The sequence below is a fragment of the Neisseriales bacterium genome (assembly GCA_016699915.1).
In the GTDB taxonomy this organism is placed as follows: domain Bacteria; phylum Pseudomonadota; class Gammaproteobacteria; order Burkholderiales; family Q3-R57-64; genus Q3-R57-64.
The window spans coordinates 549,204-567,718 of sequence record CP064990.1 but is presented as its reverse complement, the minus strand read 5'-3'; the positions used below and the strand labels follow the sequence as shown (position 1 = coordinate 567,718).

Below are 18,515 nucleotides of genomic sequence, written 5' to 3'. Positions count from 1 at the left end.
GCCATAAACTGCGATGCAAATTCTAGAAAGCTGGTTACGCCATTGGGTAGATCCTCCGCTATCAATTGAAGATCTTGCAGAATTATTAACCGTGTCGGGTATTGAGGTTGAGGCTATATATCCAAGTGGTAAGACAGATCATATTTTTCTCTTTAAAATTACGCCTAATCGTGGAGATTGCCTATCTATTAAGGGTTTAGCAAGGGAAGTATCCGCTTTAACGAACACGCCTTGGCATCCATCCTGTGTTATTCCAGCTACTATTACGTATCACCGAGCGCCCGCTGTACATATTCATGAGCCAAGCGCCTGTTGTTTCTATACTGGTCGGTTAATTCGACACATTGATTTAATCAATGGGTGCGTACCACAGTTGATCACTGATCGCCTCGTAGCTAGTGGATTGGTACCTACTTCAACAGTTGTTGATATAGCCAACTATGTGATGCTAGAACTAGGACAGCCTCTCCATATTTTTGATGCTAAAAAAATTGATGGGGCTATACAAGTTAGAATGGCAAAAATGGGCGAGGTATTACATTGCTTAAATGATCAACTCATCACATTGGATGCGACGATGTTAGTCATTGCGGATGACAAAAAGCCTTTGTCTCTTGCGGGCATAATGGGTAGTATGGAAAGTGCTCTGACATCTACGACACAAGATCTATTTTTAGAGTCGGCCTATTTTCAACCTAATGTGGTGGCTAATAAAGCACGTAGCTTGGGCATTGTTTCTGAAGCGGCCTATCGGTTCGAAAGGGGTATTGATAGTACAGCGCAACAAGAAGCGCTTGAACGGGTAACCCAGTTGATTGTAGAAAGTTTTGGTGGACAAGTCGGATCGATTGTTCAGAAACAAGGCGATAGTTTATGCGATCAGTTTATTGATCTACACACAAAACGCGTTGAGCAATTACTTGGTATCCATATTCCTGATGAGAAAATCGCTACGATATTAGCGCGTTTAATGCTTAATTTTACACGGCAAACGGGTCATTTTACAGTTAGCAAGCCAAGCTTTCGCAACGATTTAATGATTGAGGAAGATTTGGTTGAGGAAATTGCAAGACTGTATGGTTACGACAATATTCCAGCGCTTAGCCCATCTGCGCCCTTGCATGTGGTTTTGCAACCTAAAGCTGTAGTGCAATCTCGCTTCCTACGCCAGGTATTAGTCGCAAGAGGCTATCAAGAAGTCATTCACTATCCTTTTGTATCAGAGGCGTTAGAGAAAAATTTTTCATTTCAAACGTCTTTAGTGCGACTTCTAAACCCTATTGATAGTCAAGCGACCATGATGCGCTCCACCCTGTTAGGAACTTTAGTGGAGCGTTTGATCTATTATATGGATCGCCAGCATACGCGTGTGCGATGTTTTGAGATAGCCAATATCTTTAGCGGGATCAATCAGCAAGCTGAGCAGAAGGCTTATATAGGTTTATTAGCTTGGGGAGCGCGCTATCCTGAGCAATGGGGTTATGCTGAATCACGCGTTGATTTTTATGATGTTAAAGCTGACATTGAAGCCTTGTTTGCACCGCGTAAGGCCGAGTTTGAGCCTATCGAACATCTAGCCTTACATCAAGGCCGTGCTGCAAATATCTTACTTGATCGGCAAGTTATTGGTGTTATTGGAGAATTGTCGCCCCAGCTTACCCAGCAATATCATTTACTTAGCGCACCCATTTTAAGTGAGTTCAGTATCGAAGTATTATACGAACAATGTTTAGCAAGTTATCGTACCACGTCTAAGTTTCCCATGGTCAAGCGTGATTTGGCGCTGATTGTTGATAAAACTTGTTCGGCCAAGCAGTTATATGATGCTTTGTATTGCCATGCACCACATATTGTCAAATCCATTGAGTTATTTGATGTCTATAGTGGTTCTGGAATCCCGCTAGGCAAGAAAAGTATGGCCTACCATGTCTTGTTGCAAGCTATGGATAAAACGCTCGTTGATGACGAAATTAATGCCGCAATGGATCAGTTACTTGATGCGGTCAGTACAATTGGTGCAACGTTACGAACGTAGATTACAGATAGATTATATAGATGACTGTCACAAAAGCGACATTAACGCGTTTGCTATTGGATAAAATGGCATTAACCAAACTGGAGGCTAAAACAATAGTCGATCTATTTTTTGATGAAATGAAGTTGGCGCTTGCTTCAGGTGAAGTAGTCAGGTTATCTGGATTTGGCAGTTTTAAGTTGCGTGACAAGATGGCAAGACCTGGTCGTAATCCAAAAACAGGTCAGATCCATGTCGTGTGCGCAAGACGTGTCGTCACTTTTCAAGCAAGCGACTATATCAAGCGATTTTTTGAACAAACCGTTGGTAAACCAACTACAATGGGTAAGTAGCAGGGCAATATGAAGTTGTCGGGATGTAGCGCAGCCTGGTAGCGCATCTGCATGGGGTGCAGAGGGTCGGAAGTTCAAATCTTCTCATCCCGACCAATGTGTCTGAAGTAACTCTGTTGACAAGTAGCTTACGACGATACGGTATTTTGCGGTATTTGAAATTCAGCAAGCCAACTTTCTAGGTAATGGTTATCAACGCCACCCGCTATAAATGCTGGATCGTTGAGCAAAAACTGATGTAGGGGGATATTCGTTTTAATCCCAATGATAACCATTTCAGACAAGGCAATACGCATACGCGCAATGGCCTGTTCTCGATTACTGCCATGCGTAATTAGTTTACCAATCATGGCATCATAGTGTGGTGGAATTGAATAGCCGTGATAAATATGCGAATCAATCCGAACACCTAATCCACCTGCAGGATGATAACTTTTGATTTTACCCGGGCTGGGTGCGAAGGTAAAAGGGTCTTCTGCGTTAATACGGCATTCGATAGCATGACCAGTTAATTGCACGTCTTTGGCTTTGTATCGGAGTTTTTCACCTGCCGCGATGCGGATTTGCTCTTGCACAATGTCAATGCCCGTAATCATTTCGGTGACGGTGTGCTCAACCTGTAACCTAGTATTCATTTCTATAAAATAAAAGTGACCAGCTTCATATAAAAATTCAAAAGTACCAGCGCCAAGATACTTAACACGTTTACAGGCTTTGATACAGGCTTTATAAATTTTTTCTCGCTGTTTGTCGCTGACTTGAGGGGCAGGGGCCTCTTCAATGATCTTTTGATGGCGGCGTTGCATTGAGCAATCCCTATCTCCTAAACATATAACATTACCAAATTGGTCAGCCAATACCTGTACTTCAATATGTCGAGGGTGTTCCAAGCATTTTTCTATATAAAGCGTCGGATTACCGAAAGCGGCACCTGCTTCACTACGTGTTAAGTTAATCGCAGCTGTTAAATCTGCTTCCTGCTTTACAATGCGCATGCCACGACCGCCACCACCACCAGCTGCTTTAATCATGACGGGATAGCCGATTTTTTTAGCTATATCAAGAATAATCTGTTCATTATCTGGTAAAGCGCCTTCTGAACCAGGTACAGTGGGTACATTGGACTCATTCATTGCTTTTTTAGCAGTGATTTTATCGCCCATTTGGCGAATCGTTTCAGGGCGAGGTCCAATAAAAGTAAATCCCGATTCAATTACACGTTCCGCAAAAGAACTATTCTCAGATAAAAAACCAAAACCAGGATGGATGGCTTGTGCATGGGTGACTTCAGCAGCAGCGATAATAGCGGGAATATTCAGATAACTTTTCGCAGGCGATGCAGGACCAATACAGACTGCTTCGTCGGCAAGCTTGACATATTTCGCGTTAATGTCTGCCTCGGAATAGACAACCACAGTTTTGATATCCATTTCTCTGCAGGCACGCTGAATACGTAAGGCAATTTCTCCCCGATTAGCAATGAGTATTTTTTCAAACATAACGATTACCTAAAAGGTTGAGTTGCGCTGTAAACACAATGCTTTGATGTTAATGCTATTTAAATGACTATTCAATGACAAATAAAAGCTCTCCGTATTCGACAGGCTCGCCATCTTCCACAAGAATGGCTTTGATGACACCAGCATAGTCCGATTTAATTTCATTCATCAATTTCATGGCCTCAATAATACACAGGGTATCACCCACTTTGACTGATTGACCAATTTCAGCAAACGCAGGAACATTCGGAGAAGCGGATCGATAAAAGACACCAACCATGGGAGATTTAATTGTGTTGCCACTAGCAGCAGTTTGTTCGGGTTGGCCGTTAACAACAGGGTCAATGTTTACGCTTTCCAATACAGCTTCTTGTGAAGTAGAACGAAGTTGATCTGCAACAACCACCTTTTGTGGCAAAGGAAACGCCAAGGCACCGCGCGTAATGCGGACTTTTTCTTCTCCCTCAGTTATCTCTAGTTCTGAGATATTAGCAGTTTCTACCAAATCAATTAATGTTTTTAGCTTTCGTAGATCCATCGTAAAAAGACTCTTTAATAAAAGAAGGGAATTAGTTGCAAAAGAAAGGATTGCAGCACAATGTTGTTGAAGCGTGATTTTTGCATAAGATGGAACGATTGTCTACTAACAGCAAAAGAAAAAGATAGTATGTCAGGCACAATTGAGTTATTTATAATGAGCCATCTTGCTGATATGTCATTTGTTTGGCATGATGTCTTTTGGATAACGCGATATATAAGTCTAGCATGGCATACAAAAAAACTCATTTTGGCTTTCAGCAAATTGATGAGTGCGACAAAAATGAACAAGTCGCGAAGGTATTTCATCAAGTATCTGCAAAATATGATCTGATGAATGATGTAATGTCAGGTGGGCTGCATCGATTATGGAAACGGTTTACTGTAACAATTGCCATGATTCGGCCAGAAGACCGTATTTTAGATATGGCAAGCGGCACCGGTGATTTAGCGATTCATCTTTCAAAAAAACTTTCAAAAAAAGGGGAGTTGTGGTGTGCAGACATTAATTGCTCTATGCTACATATTGGTCGTAATCGCCTGTTAAACAAAGGCTTAATTGTTCCGCTTGTTAATGCTGATGCTGAGGCAGTACCTTTTCAAAATAACTATTTTGACTGTATTGTTATCGCTTTTGGTTTACGCAATATGACAAGACAAGATCAAGCTTTAAAAGAAATGTATCGCGTGCTCAAACCAAAAGGGCGACTTATTATCTTAGAATTTTCTAAAGTACACCGATCTTTTTTTAAACTATATCAATTTTATACCTTAAAAGCCTTACCATTATTGGGCAAGTGGATTGCAAATGATCAGGCCAGTTATCGTTATTTAGGAGAATCTATTTCGGTTCATCCTGATCAAAATATGATTAAAGAGATGATGATTCAAGCAGGATTTTGCCAAGTTAGTTATTTTAATTTAAGTGCTGGTATTGTTGCTTTACATAAAGGGTTTAAGCGATGCGATTGAACCAAAGTCGGTTATTTCGCCTTGGGCAAATTTTTTGGACGGGTTATCGATTTGGTTTATTGGATCTACTTAGTTTTTGGAGACCCAAGTCTAAGCTATTAAAATGGATGCGCTATCTCCCTGGGCAATTATCGAATAAACCTTTATGGGAGAGGGTGAGGCTGGCTCTAGAATGTTTGGGGCCAATTTTTGTGAAATTTGGCCAATTACTTTCTATCCGTCCCGATTTACTACCTTATGAATATATTCAGTCACTTAAGTTATTACAAGATCAGGTCTTACCATTTTCCGAGCAATTAGTTTATCGGCAGATTCAAGAGGCGTTCAAGCGCGAAATCAAAGCCCTTTATATGGATTTTGACCCAATTCCAATTGCCAGCGCCTCTGTTGCGCAGGTACACCATGCTTGGTTACGTAATGCTAACGGACAACGTGGCCAAGAAGTAGCCGTTAAAATATTGCGTCCAAATATTCAAACGATTATCGAACAAGACTTAGCGTTATTTTATTGGCTGGCTAAAATACTCAATCGTATTTTACCACACGCTTCGCGCTTGCATATACGCGAAATTATAGTGGAATTTGATCAATCATTACATAGCGAATTGAATTTGATGCAAGAGGCTGCCAATACCAGCCAATTGAAACATAATTTCTCCAATGAAGACCCGCTACTACTGGTACCTGAAGTTTATTTTGATTATTGCAGTAAAACAGTGCTGACCATGCAGTGGATGCAAGGTATGCCCATATTAGATAAAACTGTTCTACGCAAAAAACATATCGATCCAGTAGCGCTAGCACATGTTGCGGTCACCATTTTTTTTACACAAGTGTTCAAGCATGGTTTTTTCCATGCCGATATGCATCCGGGTAATTTATTGGTTAACGATCAAGGACAATATATTGTGCTAGATTGTGGCATTATTGGTACGCTGAGTGAGCATGATAAATACTATTTAGCGCTGAACTTTCTTGCGCTATTTAACCGTGATTACCATCGTGTTGCAACGGCGCATATAGAATGCGGTTGGATGCCAGATGATGGTCATATTAATGCTTTCGAATCAGCCATTCGGTCAGTATGTGAACCGATTTTCCAAAAACCATTATCACGTATCTCGTTTGGCGACTTACTTATGCAATTATTTGAAGTAAGTCGAACCTTTAAAATTAATATTCAACCCCAACTGATTCTTCTACAAAAAACTCTTATGTATGTTGAAAGTTTGGGGCGAGAATTGGATCCCATGCTCAATATATGGGCAATTGCGCAACCTTTTCTTGCGCAATGGATGAAAGAGCAAGTTGGTTGGCGTGGATTTTTAAAGAGGTTACATAAAGAAATGCCTGACTGGGTCAATATATTACCTGCTATGCCAAAGAAAATGTATGAATGGCTTTCACGCAATGATCAAGCAATGCAAACGCAACTATTTTTACAGCATACGCTGCGTGAGACGCAAAAACAGAATCGATTGTTGATCGTAACGATTTTAATTTTGTCTACAATTGGGTTGTTTTGTTTATTTTAGGTAAGATAGACTCTAAGCCTTATTAACCTGTGAGCTATATTGAATACCTAGTTTACTTGAAAAGGAATAAAGATGAGATGTTCCTTTTGCGGTCATAGCGATACACAAGTGACGGACTCGCGCATGAGTGAGAATGGCTACCAGATCCGCCGCCGCCGCCGTTGCTTAGCTTGTAAGAAACGTTTTACCACTTTTGAGGCTGCTGAATTACATATGCCCCATATCATTAAAAATGATGGGCGTCGTTCAGCTTTTAATGTTGAAAAGCTCAGAACCAGTTTTTTTCGAGCTTTGCATAAACGTCCTGTACCTATTGAGGCAGTTGACCATGCAGTCGTTGCGATTCGCAATATTCTACTGCAATTGGGCGAGCGCGAAGTGCCTTCTCGTCAATTAGGAGAGATGGTTATGAGAGAGTTAACCAAGCTTGATAAAGTAGCCTATGTGCGCTTTGCGTCAGTATATAAAAGTTTTCAAGATGTGGATGAATTTACCGAAACAATTGAGAAAATGAAGCAAAGAGACTAACCGTAACACTTATATTGGTGCGTGTATAATGAATGACTCTGTCAATGATGGGTTGGGGATTGATAAAAATGGCACGTATATTGCTTTTATTTATGATGGGGATGTTAAGTGTTTGCACATCGTTTAGTTACGATGTTCGAGCTTCTATTTATTATAGACCTGTCGTCTTACAGGGACATGTTATTACCCCGGCACAACTGGATCAGCTGAAAGTAGGGATGACATCTGAACAGGTGCGTAATTTATTGGGAACACCCATGTTGGCGGATGCGTTACATGCTGATCGCTGGATTTACCAATATACAGTAGCGCAAGGCGGCAAAATTGCTGAGCAGTGGTGCATGGTTATTTATTTTGCGGATAATGCGCTAAAAAGTGTTGAACATTCTGTATCCATACCGTTTAAAACGAAAATTTTACTGCCCAAATAGGTTGATATATTTGGATATTCATGAATTATTTATGGTTAATGGAGTGTAAAGTATGGCCTTACGATTAGCGGTAACAGGTGCAGGTGGTCGTATGGGGCGTGCTTTAACAGCGGCTATCTTGTCAACGACTGATTTAGTACTCTGTGCTGCGCTGGAAAAATCGGAAAGTTCCCTTATTGGTCAACCATTGTCAAAGCTATTGAATACTTCAAGCAAGTTGACTATTTCTGATGACATAGATAAAGCTCTGACCCATACGGATGTGTTGATTGACTTTACATCGCCCGCTGCAACAATTCAATATGTCAAAGTATGCGAGCAGTTAAAGGTGCCGATGGTGATTGGAACGACGGGATTAACTCCATTAGAAAAACAGGCTTTATTGCAAGCTGCTCAACAAATTGGTATGGTTTATTCGCCTAACTTTAGTATTGGCGTTAACGTTATGCTAAAACTGTTGGCTGCATCAGCTCACATGTTAAAAGATGACTATGCAGTGGAAATTATTGAAGCTCACCATCAACATAAGATTGATGCGCCATCTGGAACTGCCTTAGAAATGGGTAAAGTGATTGCAGAGGCTTTAGGACGTGATTTAGATCAGTGTGCGGTGTATGATCAACAATCCTTGCATCGGGAGCGTGATCCTCAAGCCATTGCTTTTTCTTCTATCAGGGCAGGTGATATTATCGGTGAGCACGCTGTATGGTTTGTAGGAGAAGCTGAACGGATTGAAATAATCCATAAAGCACATAACCGCCAAGCCTTGGTAAAGGGCGCGCTACGCGCTGCGTGCTGGATAGCTAATCATCCAGTTGGTCTATATAGCATGCAAGATGTGATTGATTAATGTAACCCTATGTCTATTTATCGCTTAGTATTTATTGGCGTTGCCTTACTGGTTGTATTTGTGGCGAGCATTTTTCTAGATGGCGTAGAGGGTTGGCTATATTGGGATACCCCACAGATTATTATGCAACTTCGTTTACCGCGAACGATTGCCGCTTTTGCTTCTGGCGGCTTACTGGCCTGTGCTGGCGCAACAGTACAATACCAGTTTCGTAATACTCTGGCGGAACCTGGATTAATTGGTGTTTCGGGTGGCGCTGCTTTATTTGCGGCCTTAGCATTACATCTTGGCGCCTTACCGTTTATGGTGTCGATAATTTCGTTTACTGGTGCAGCTGTTGCACTATTAATGGTGTGGTTTCTAGCTGGTGCAGCGTATCAGTCCACACACTTGATTTTGGCTGGTGTTGCGGTGAACGCATTAACGGGTAGTTTTTTAATGCTATTGATGACCATATTACCTAATGGTCCTTTGCAAAGTGTGACGTTTTGGCTGATGGGTAGTTTTTCAGCCAGTAATTGGTCCACCGCTTTATCACTATTGCTTGCCTTACCTGTGATTTGGTTTTTTTTATGGCAGCATTGGCGTTATTTAAACTTATTGCAATTGGGTGAGCATGCAGTATTTTATTCGGGCTATGCTCTACTAAAATGGCGTTTTAGTGCACTGGTTTTGGCGACGTTATCCACAGCACTTGTTGTATCGCAATGTGGCATAATCGGCTTTATTGGTCTGATGGCTCCCCATTTATGTCGTATTGCGATTGGTGGCGACGCAAAACGTATTTTATTTGTATCCCCGCTGATTGGTGCACTGCTTACTGGTAGTGCTGATCTCATTGCGCGTTTAGCTATTTATCCTGTTGAGCTACCAGTTGGTGTGATCACTAGCTTAACTGGTGTGCCATTTTTTTTATGGCACATGCTTCGTATACAGCGTAGGAATGTTAATGCTCTCGCTGACTAATGTTTCGCTCAAAAATCGCGTCAAAAATGTGACTTTATCACTTCAGAAAAATGAACTGGTAGTATTGTTAGGGCCGAATGGAGCAGGTAAAAGTAGTGTACTGTCCCTTTTATCTGGTCTTGAAAAACCTGATGTCGGTGAAGCACTGCTAGATGGTGAACCGCTGTCTTATTTTTCAGCAAAGCAGCTTGCTAAAAGGCGTGCGGTGCTTGAGCAGCGTCCTGTATTGCCCTCTGGTTTTAAAGTTAGCGCTATTGTTGAGATGGGCGCTTATCGGCATGGTGAAAAAGACGCTATTGATCAAGCAGTATCATTGATTCGCATCCAAGATTTAATGTCTAGAAATAGTGAAACGCTTTCAGGTGGTGAAATACAGCGTGTTTTGCTAGCTCGCGCATTAGTTCAATTGCTTACCCAAGCCACTGAAGAGCGTTATCTTTTACTGGACGAACCAACCGCTTCGTTAGATATTGGCGTGGCTGACGCTGTTTTAACCTTGATAAGAGATATTGTTCGTCAGTTTGATATCGCCGTATTGGTTGTATTGCATGACCTGAATTTGGCATTACGTCATGCTGACAAAGTAGGTCTTATGGCACACTCAACATTACATGTATTAGGGCATACTGCTGAGGTAATGCATCTTAAAAAGCTCGAAGCGCTATATGATACATCGCTTGCACAGTTAATTGATAATGCCAAGCCACCCAATAAAGCCTTTATTGCACTCGGTAAGCCAAGCATCAAAGCATCATAAAGTGATCTAGTTTATAGCAATCGTCTTTCATGGATTGCTTGAGCGAGAGTGCCTTGATCAATATATTCAATTTCTCCGCCTACCGGAATACCTCTCGCAATGCGACTTAGGGATAGTTTATGTGGTTTGAGTAATGTTGAAATGATATGAGCGGTGGCTTCACCTTCAGCTGTAAAATTTGTTGCGATAATAATTTCTTTGAAGGATTGCTTTGAGGCGCGCTCTACTAATTTAGTCAGAGCAATATCATGTAACCCAATGCCTTCCAAGGGAGATAGTCTACCCATCAATACAAAATATAATCCGTTGTAGCAACCAGTTTGCTCAATGTAAGCAAGGTTGGTTGGCATCTCAACCACCATTAATATATCTTTTTGCCTTGTGTCATCAATACAAATTGGACAGAGTGTTTGTTCGCTAAACGTATTGCAAGCTTCACAGTGCTTGACTTTATCAAGTGCTTCATGGATAGCAAGCGCTAGTTTTTGAGCGCCCAACTTATCATGCTGCAACAAATGAAAAGCCATACGTTGCGCTGATTTGGACCCAACACTGGGTAATATTTTTAAGGCATGAACCAACCGATCCAGTGAGGCAATGGGTTTCATAAAATGATTCACCAAGTCAATTCAATAATATTGATTATAAACGAACCTAGTATTTAATATAATGCAACAAAACGTTTATACCGTCTAAGATATAGGCAGGATATGCTGCCTAAACCATTTTTCAGCCAGTGCTGGTAACTGATTTTTATCTTGGCAGTTCAATAAAGTTAGGTTTTGAAGCTTATTTAACCAAGTTAATTGTCGTTTAGCTAATTGGTGCGTAGCAGTGATTGCCTGCGTAACAAAGGTATCGTAATTAATTTGATTGTCAAGATATTGCCATGCTTGCCGATAACCCACTGTTCTGATGGCAGGTAATGCTGGGGTTAAGTTTGGGAAACGGGTGCGTAATGTTTTGACTTCTTCAACGAGACCCATGTTAAGCATATGTCGGAAACGATGCGTAATGCGATCGCGCAACCAAGCACGTTCAGCAGGAACAAGCGCCATTTTGAGTAATTTAAAAGAAGATGGCGTGGATTTTTTTTTAAGTAAAGTGGTAAGTGGATGACCAGAGAGCAAAAATATCTCCAAAGCCCTTTGGATACGTTGTTTATCGTATGGTGCAATGCGTGACGCTGCAATTGGATCAATGGCTTGAAGTTGCTTATGTAGGGCAGGCCAACCTTTTAATTGTGCTTCCTCATCCAATTGAGCGCGTAAAGTTAAATCAGCGCAAGGTAAGTGTGACAGCCCAACTTCAAGTGCGTAAATGTAAAGCATAGTACCACCGACCAATAATGGCATTTTACCTTTGGCCATGATACGAGTGATGTGTTTTGTGGCATCAGTACAAAAGTTTGCAGCAGAATAGCGGTCAGTTGGATTAATAATGTCAATTAAATGGTGCGGGATTTGTTGGCGTTCTTCTAGAGAAGGTTTAGCAGACCCGATATTCATATGTCGATAAATTAACGCTGAATCAACACTAATAATTTCAGCGTCGTAGCATGCTGCAAGATGTAGCGCTAATTGACTTTTGCCGCTTGCAGTAGGTCCGATAATGCAGCCAATGGAAGGTAACATGAATTAGCATTGCTACAATGCACAGGGTTGATGAAGTAACAATTGTCTATGTCTGACAAGTGGCAAGTAGTGCGCAAACTGTTTTGCTAATGCTTCGGCAACATAAACGGAACGGTGTTTGCCACCTGTACAACCGATGGCAATATTAAGGTAACTACGCGTACTTTGAATAAAGTGTGGTAACCATTTTTGAATATGGTGCGCAATATCATCAACCATTGTGTTAGCAAGCGCTTCATCTGAAAAATAATCAATAATAGGCGATTCCAATCCCGTATAATCTTGTAAGGCTTTGATATGGTGCGGGCTCGGTAAACAGCGTACATCAAAAATAAAATCGGCATCCAATGGCATACCATATTTAAAACCAAATGACTCAAATAATAGCCCAATAGGCGAAGCGGTATATGTAATACACTGCAAAATTAGTTGTTGCAGAGCATAAATAGACAATAAGCTCGTATCAATTTGGTGGCTTAACGCACTCATATCCGCCAATAAGGCTCTTTCATACTGAATAGCCTCTTCAATAGTGCGTTCATGGCGGGAAAAAGGGTGGCTACGCCTGGTTTCAGCAAAACGTTGTATCAAAATATCATCCCTTGCTTCTAAAAAAATAAGATAAGTTTCAATGTTTGACATAGTAAGTTTATGGATGCTATCAGATAGCTCTGAAACATTGGGTAAAGAGCGCGTGTCAATGCCAATAGCAACTTGCTGATACGATAATTTTTGATATAAAGCGACGAAATCTGCCAGCATAATGACGGGTAAATTATCAACACAACTATAGCCAATATCTTCTAAAGTATGTAAAGCAACAGATTTACCGGAGCCTGATAAACCACTGACCAATACTAGTTTCATGAGTCACATCCAATCAATATATCGCTTAAATATAGCGCGCAACCTTGTTGTTTATTTTGCTTAAGAAAAATGATGAGGTGACTTATAGCGTGCAACTTTTTTCTTTATTTTTAATGAATAAGCGAATCAGTTTATCGACCAATAAATCAATAGCAGCATACATATCTTTATGCGATGCTTCCCCATGTATGGATTTGCCAGCAACATGTAAATCTGCGTAAGCCTGATGAACCGTTTTATCAGTAGATAAGGTAACCGTTATCGAGATCGCTGACTCGGTATGGCGGGCAATGCGCTGAAATTTAGTGTTCGCATATTCCTGTAGTGCTGGCGTGATTTCAAGATGCGGTCCAATTAGTTTAAGATCCATAGCTCCTCCCTAGATATATATACTCATTTTACGACGCTTGATCTATTTTTATAGTATTGCAGTATGGCTTGGTACACTGTCTTGGGTAAATATTGACGCACAATTGCCTCCCAACCCTTTGGGCCGATTAAATTTTTAACCATGGTGGAGGAAATTTCAGCATATTCGCGTGGTGGTATTAAAAATACAGTTGTGATAGTTGGGTATAAATCGGCATTGATATAACGCATGATACGTTCATATTCGTAGTCTGCTGCACTGCGAACGCCGCGCAAAATATAATTTGCCGATATTGCTTTAGCATAATCTACTAAAAATGTATGCAAAAAAGTTTCAACGCGGACTTTATCCATGCCAAAAATAGCTGTTTTGAGCATCATCACACGCTCTTGCTGACTAAAAGTGCTTTGTTTTTCTGGATTATCGCCAACTGCTACAATGACTTCATCAAAGAGTTCAGCGGAAGCTTGGATCATCCACAGGTGACCATTAGTTGGCGGATCAAAACTACCCGCATATACCGCTCTTTTCAAGAGTAATTTATCCCATAAATTGATGAATATTTACCTTCAAATCTTTAATTTATTTTGCTACATTATGACTAATTTTGAAGCGGACACTATGTGTTTTACTGTTGACTTACTGTGTTTTCCAAATAATATGTACCGCTTGCTTGCCCAATAGGATAGACAACGATTCAAGTAGCTTATCCTCTAAACGGACACGCCAATTGGAACTAAGATAATACTCACCCATAGCACTATCGTTAGAAAAAGTAATATGAATGATACTGCCATTTTGTGGGTCAACAAATGTTGACAAGTTATTTTTTAGTATTGCCATATCTATCGGTTTTCCAATATCTAGTTTCAAATAATGCGCAAAACGGCACCTTGCTTCACTGATGCTGAGCAATTCCTCAGCAATCACCTTGACATTACTTGAGAATTCATCTTGACTAATTTTGGCTCGTATAACCAATGGCTCGTCTTCTAAAACCTTATTTTGACATTGATTCCACAGTTCAGTATAAACAATGACTTCTATTTTTGCGCTTAAATCTTCCAATTGAATGAAGGCCATTTTGCCTCTACCACTCATTTTTGTGTGAAAATTTGTCACTAACCCGCTTAGCCATTTTGTTTCATTTTGTGGCGTAATTTGACTTAATTTACTATCCGTGAAATGGCAAATATCCGTAATATATGCTGTGAAAGGATGACCTGAGTAATAAAAACCTAATGCATTTTTTTCCCGTACCAATTTTTCTTTATCCGACCAATCAGGATAGGTAATCATTTTAATAGTTGCTTGTGTCGCATGCATATCGCTAAATAATTTACCTTGCTGTATATTGATCCGTTCATGTTCACCAAAATTCATCGCCAATTCAATATTCCGAAATAGTAACGCTCGATTTTTTTCAATTGCATCAAAAGCACCCGCACAGATGAGCGCTTCGATAGCTCCTTTATTAAGGTGCTGCCGATCAACTTTTTTGCAAAAATCAAGTAAACTGGTAAAAGCGCCATGCTTTTTTCTCTCCGATATGATTTTTTCAGCAGCAGTCCTACCAACTCCTTTTACTGCACTGAATCCATAACGGATCTGTGTATCGTTGATCGGAACAAAATAGTAAACTGATTCATTAATATCCAATGGTAAAAAATCAAGACGATTGCGACGCGCATCATCGTACAATATTTTTAATTGGTCTGTATTGTGAGATTCTAAAGACATGGTAGCAGCCATGAAGGCTGCACAGTAGTGTGTTTTAAGCCAAGCTGTTTGATAGGCGATTACGGCATAAGCGGCACTGTGCGATTTATTAAAACCATATTCAGCGAATTTAGCCATCAGGTCAAATAATTGTTCAGTAAGTTTGATAGAGTAATTTTTTTGTTTAGCGCCTTCAATAAAAGTGATGCGATGCTTATCCATCGCTTCTTGTTTTTTCTTACTCATAATGCGACAGAGAATGTCAGCGCCTTCTAGGGTATAACCTCCGATAATTTGTGAAATTTGCATAACTTGTTCTTGATAAAGAATTACGCCATAAGTCGGCTCTAAACAGCTTTTAAGGTCATCGTGGAAATAATTAATACGCTGCTTACCTTTTTTTCGCAAAATAAAGTCATCAATCATGCCCGATCCTAGTGGCCCTGGTCGATGCAATGCAAGTACAGCAATGATGTCTTCGAATCGATCCGGTTTTAGTTTTTCTAAAAGGCGTTTCATGCCCTCCGATTCGACTTGAAATACAGCGGTCGTATTGGCTCTTTGGAAGGTTTTATAGGTTGCCGGATCAGTAAAAGGTAGTTTATTAAGGTCAACATTAAAAGCAGGATCAAAAGATTGGATATAACGTATCGTAAGATCGATAATAGTTAAGTTTCGCAGACCCAAAAAATCAAATTTTACAAGTCCAATTTGCTCAATATCATTTTTGTCATACATGGAAACAGGCACTGCATCATGACTAGAGCCTTGATATAAGGGACAAAAATCTGTCAGTTGGCTAGGTGCAATCAGCACGCCTCCTGCATGCATGCTCACGTTTCGAGTCAACCCTTCTAATTTTTTAGCCAAATCCCATAGTTCTGATGTTTCTTCTTCATTATCTAGCCGCTCTTTTAAAAGTGGCTCATTTTCAACTGCTTCATCAAGCGTATATTGCTTATTAGCGGTATAAGGAATTAACTTTGATAATTGATCACAAAAAGTATAAGGAAGTGACATCACGCGCCCGACATCACGAATAACAGCCTTTGAAGCTAATTTACCAAAAGTAGCGATTTGGCTTACCGCCTTTTCACCATAACGTTCTTTGACGTATTCGATAACGCGATATCGATTTTCTTGGCAAAAATCAATATCTAAGTCTGGCGTTGTCATCCGTTCTGGATTTAAGAAGCGCTCAAAGAGCAATCCGTAGGCTAGGGGGTTAATTTCTGTAATACCTAAACAAAACGATACCAAACAACCAACACCAGAACCTCGACCAGGTCCGACTGGACATTGGTTATTTTTTGCCCAGTTAATAAGATCAGCAACAATTAAGAAATAACCAGAAAAGCCCATGTCAATAATAGTATTTATTTCGAACTGTAAACGCTCCTTAAATACGGCTTGTTGGGTTTGTCTTACCGTGCTATCTGGAAAAAGCTCAGTTAAGCGTTTTATTAGTCCTTCCTGTGTTTGTTGAATAAAATAATTGTCTAACGTGATGCCCGATGGCATATCAAAATTGGGTAAGTGATGTTTGCCAAGCGGCAGAGTAAGATTACAGCGTTTAGCAATTTCTACCGAGTTATATAGCGCAACTTCTAGATCATCAAAGCGCTTTTGCATCGCTTCGGTTGATAAAAAGTACTGATTGGTCTCAAAATATTGTTGGCGACGTTTATCATTAAGTTTGCAACCCTCTGTAATACAGACCCTTGCTTCATGCGCTTTGAAGTCTTCAGGTTGCATAAATTGTATTGGATGTGTTGCGACAACAGGAAGACCTGTTTGGTTAGCAATCCATAAAATTCCTTGCTCTAATTCTTTCGTATCATCTCTTATTCGTTGTATTTCTAAGTAGAAAGATTGTGGAAATAATTTTGCCCAATGCTGAGTTTGCTGTTTAGCTGCTTCCAATTCACCATTTTTTAAAAAAGCTGCAATGTCTGTATTATGAATACCCGATAAACAGATTAGACCGCCATTGTCACCCTCTAAAAACCAATCAGGATGAATTTCCGGACGACCCTGATATTGATTTTTAATATGTGTACGGGTTAGTAATTCGCAGAGTCGTTTATAACCATTATGGTTTTTAACAATCAACAGCAAACGATAAGGTTGTTGGCGGCGCGCGAGATTTGTTAACCAAACATCACAAGCAATGATGGGTTTAATCCCGGCATCTTGGCAAGTCTTATAGAATTTAATAGCACCAAATAGATTCATCAAATCAGCAATGCCGAGGGCTGGCATAGCTAATTCGGATGCCCGAGCAACAGCTTCATGGATACGAACGATGCCATCTGAAATAGAAAATTCTGTATGTAGCCGTAGGTGAACGAAGACAGGATCTATCATGATGCGCTATTATACTGATAATCATGCTTGCTGTTATCAAGCCAATATTTCAAAACTAACTTCCTTAGCAAGGTAATGGCAACATATGATTTACCATATGCGGTGTAATGATATGTAAAAGCTGAGCAAGTAACTTAGGATTAGATGCCACAATATGCCCTGTTTTTTGCCAGTGATCTTCGCCATAGGGATCGGTAATAAGCCCACCTGCTTCTTGAACAATTAATGCACCAGCGGCCATATCCCACGGTTTAAGATGCAAAGCAAAATAGCCATCAATTTGTCCGCAGGCAACATGACATAAATCTAGAACCGCAGAACCCTCATTACGTGTGCTAATTTGTAAAGCAACCATATCGCGCAATATGTTGAAATATAAATGAACCGAGTTGGGATTAAATGTTGGGATGCTTGTAGCAAGTAGCGCAGCATTTAATTGGCTATGTTTAGCAACATGGATGCGTCGGTCATTAAGATAAGCACCTGCGCCACGTGTTGCAGTAAATAAGTTATTGCGCTCAATATCATAAACAACAGCTTGCTCTATTTGATTTTCGTGAGCCAATGCGATGGATACAGCATACTGAGGATGTCCGTGAATGAAATTTGTGGTGCCATCCAAGGGATCAATAAACCATTGGTAGGTTGCATCCTGGTTGAGATGAAAACCAGATTCTTCTGCCAATACTGTATGCGTGGGGTAAGCTTCTAGAATAACGCCAATGATTGCTTCTTCTGCAGTACGATCCACTTCGGTGACAATGCTATCATTATCCTTTTTTTCGATCGCGATGCCATCTAACTTTGAAGCAGCATGCCGAATAACACTGGCGCCGCGCCTAGCGGCCTTAATTGCAACATTGAGCATAGGGTGCATATGATTGTGCTCTCTAATAGAGTCAGGTTTCCAAAATCACAAAAAACCGCTACACTTCGCTCCTTATCTATCTAGAATGGTTGAGAAGTGATCAATGCGGGTGTAGCGCAATGGTAGAGCAGAAGCTTCCCAAGCTTACGACGAGGGTTCGATTCCCTTCACCCGCTCCATGACAACAATCATTGTGAAATAAGATCAATCGTGTAGTTTGAGCAGTTTATCATGTTTATGACTTACTA

General features: G+C 40.4%; 18 protein-coding genes and 2 tRNA genes. 11 read left to right on the top strand and 9 right to left on the bottom strand.

Annotated elements, in window-relative coordinates:
- The first annotated feature begins 13 nt into the window (after positions 1-13).
- From pheT to IPK86_02670, 3 genes are all read left to right on the top strand, one after another.
- Positions 14-2,035 carry a phenylalanine--tRNA ligase subunit beta gene (gene pheT, locus IPK86_02680; protein QQS16355.1) on the top strand — a complete coding sequence of 674 codons (2,022 nt, stop codon included), beginning with the start codon at positions 14-16 and terminating at the stop codon, positions 2,033-2,035.
- Positions 2,036-2,055: 20 nt separating this feature from the next.
- Entirely contained in the window at positions 2,056-2,367 is a 312-nt protein-coding gene (locus IPK86_02675; protein ID QQS16354.1) for an integration host factor subunit alpha, read from the top strand.
- A 19-nt stretch (positions 2,368-2,386) separates the two neighbouring features.
- Positions 2,387-2,463: transfer RNA gene (locus tag IPK86_02670), tRNA-Pro, on the top strand.
- 32 nt (positions 2,464-2,495) lie between these two features.
- Here the strand turns inward: IPK86_02670 and accC are convergent.
- The gene (accC, locus tag IPK86_02665) at positions 2,496-3,866 is read right to left on the bottom strand and encodes an acetyl-CoA carboxylase biotin carboxylase subunit (GenBank protein QQS16353.1); all 1,371 of its coding nucleotides are present in this window, start codon (positions 3,864-3,866) and stop codon (positions 2,496-2,498) included.
- Between the two features lie 67 nt (positions 3,867-3,933).
- Entirely contained in the window at positions 3,934-4,404 is a 471-nt protein-coding gene (locus IPK86_02660; protein QQS16352.1) for an acetyl-CoA carboxylase biotin carboxyl carrier protein, read from the bottom strand.
- A gap of 227 nt (positions 4,405-4,631) precedes the next feature.
- Between IPK86_02660 and ubiE the strand changes: the two genes are divergently transcribed.
- The 7 genes from ubiE (at position 4,632) to IPK86_02625 (ending at position 10,442) form a co-directional block, all read left to right on the top strand.
- Positions 4,632-5,375 (top strand): bifunctional demethylmenaquinone methyltransferase/2-methoxy-6-polyprenyl-1,4-benzoquinol methylase UbiE, encoded by a 744-nt coding sequence (gene ubiE, locus IPK86_02655; GenBank protein ID QQS16351.1) that lies wholly within the window; start codon positions 4,632-4,634, stop codon positions 5,373-5,375.
- On the top strand, positions 5,366-6,910 hold the full coding sequence (ubiB, locus tag IPK86_02650; GenBank protein QQS16350.1) for a 2-polyprenylphenol 6-hydroxylase: 1,545 nt from the start codon (positions 5,366-5,368) through the stop codon (positions 6,908-6,910). Before ubiE ends, ubiB begins: the two co-directional genes overlap by 10 nt.
- Before the next feature lie 72 nt (positions 6,911-6,982).
- The gene (gene nrdR, locus IPK86_02645) at positions 6,983-7,438 is read left to right on the top strand and encodes a transcriptional repressor NrdR (GenBank protein ID QQS16349.1); all 456 of its coding nucleotides are present in this window, start codon (positions 6,983-6,985) and stop codon (positions 7,436-7,438) included.
- A gap of 68 nt (positions 7,439-7,506) precedes the next feature.
- Positions 7,507-7,869, top strand: coding sequence for an outer membrane protein assembly factor BamE (locus IPK86_02640; protein ID QQS16348.1), 363 nt, complete (start codon positions 7,507-7,509; stop codon positions 7,867-7,869).
- A gap of 52 nt (positions 7,870-7,921) precedes the next feature.
- Positions 7,922-8,719 carry a 4-hydroxy-tetrahydrodipicolinate reductase gene (gene dapB / locus IPK86_02635; GenBank protein QQS16347.1) on the top strand — a complete coding sequence of 266 codons (798 nt, stop codon included), beginning with the start codon at positions 7,922-7,924 and terminating at the stop codon, positions 8,717-8,719.
- 9 nt (positions 8,720-8,728) lie between these two features.
- Positions 8,729-9,685 carry an iron ABC transporter permease gene (locus tag IPK86_02630; protein ID QQS16346.1) on the top strand — a complete coding sequence of 319 codons (957 nt, stop codon included), beginning with the start codon at positions 8,729-8,731 and terminating at the stop codon, positions 9,683-9,685.
- Positions 9,669-10,442 carry an ABC transporter ATP-binding protein gene (locus IPK86_02625; protein ID QQS16345.1) on the top strand — a complete coding sequence of 258 codons (774 nt, stop codon included), beginning with the start codon at positions 9,669-9,671 and terminating at the stop codon, positions 10,440-10,442. The genes IPK86_02630 and IPK86_02625 overlap by 17 nt, the downstream gene beginning before the upstream one ends.
- 11 nt (positions 10,443-10,453) lie before the next feature.
- Here the strand turns inward: IPK86_02625 and recR are convergent, their stop codons facing one another.
- From recR to IPK86_02590, 7 genes are all read right to left on the bottom strand, one after another.
- On the bottom strand, positions 10,454-11,050 hold the full coding sequence (gene recR / locus IPK86_02620; protein ID QQS16344.1) for a recombination protein RecR: 597 nt from the start codon (positions 11,048-11,050) through the stop codon (positions 10,454-10,456).
- 84 nt (positions 11,051-11,134) lie between these two features.
- Complete coding sequence (gene miaA, locus IPK86_02615; protein QQS16343.1) at positions 11,135-12,076, bottom strand: tRNA (adenosine(37)-N6)-dimethylallyltransferase MiaA; 942 nt, start codon at positions 12,074-12,076, stop codon at positions 11,135-11,137.
- 12 nt (positions 12,077-12,088) lie between these two features.
- The gene (rapZ, locus tag IPK86_02610) at positions 12,089-12,943 is read right to left on the bottom strand and encodes an RNase adapter RapZ (protein QQS16342.1); all 855 of its coding nucleotides are present in this window, start codon (positions 12,941-12,943) and stop codon (positions 12,089-12,091) included.
- Between the two features lie 82 nt (positions 12,944-13,025).
- Complete coding sequence (gene raiA / locus IPK86_02605; GenBank protein QQS16341.1) at positions 13,026-13,313, bottom strand: ribosome-associated translation inhibitor RaiA; 288 nt, start codon at positions 13,311-13,313, stop codon at positions 13,026-13,028.
- 23 nt (positions 13,314-13,336) lie between these two features.
- The gene (coaD, locus tag IPK86_02600; protein QQS16340.1) at positions 13,337-13,846 is read right to left on the bottom strand and encodes a pantetheine-phosphate adenylyltransferase; all 510 of its coding nucleotides are present in this window, start codon (positions 13,844-13,846) and stop codon (positions 13,337-13,339) included.
- Between the two features lie 106 nt (positions 13,847-13,952).
- Positions 13,953-17,399, bottom strand: a complete 3,447-nt coding sequence (dnaE, locus tag IPK86_02595; protein QQS16339.1) for a DNA polymerase III subunit alpha — start codon at positions 17,397-17,399, stop codon at positions 13,953-13,955.
- Between the two features lie 64 nt (positions 17,400-17,463).
- Positions 17,464-18,276 (bottom strand): inositol monophosphatase, encoded by an 813-nt coding sequence (locus tag IPK86_02590; GenBank protein QQS16338.1) that lies wholly within the window; start codon positions 18,274-18,276, stop codon positions 17,464-17,466.
- Between the two features lie 96 nt (positions 18,277-18,372).
- On the opposite strand from IPK86_02590, the gene IPK86_02585 reads away from it, so the two are divergent.
- Positions 18,373-18,446, top strand: a tRNA-Gly gene (locus tag IPK86_02585).
- The last annotated feature ends 69 nt before the right edge of the window (positions 18,447-18,515 follow it).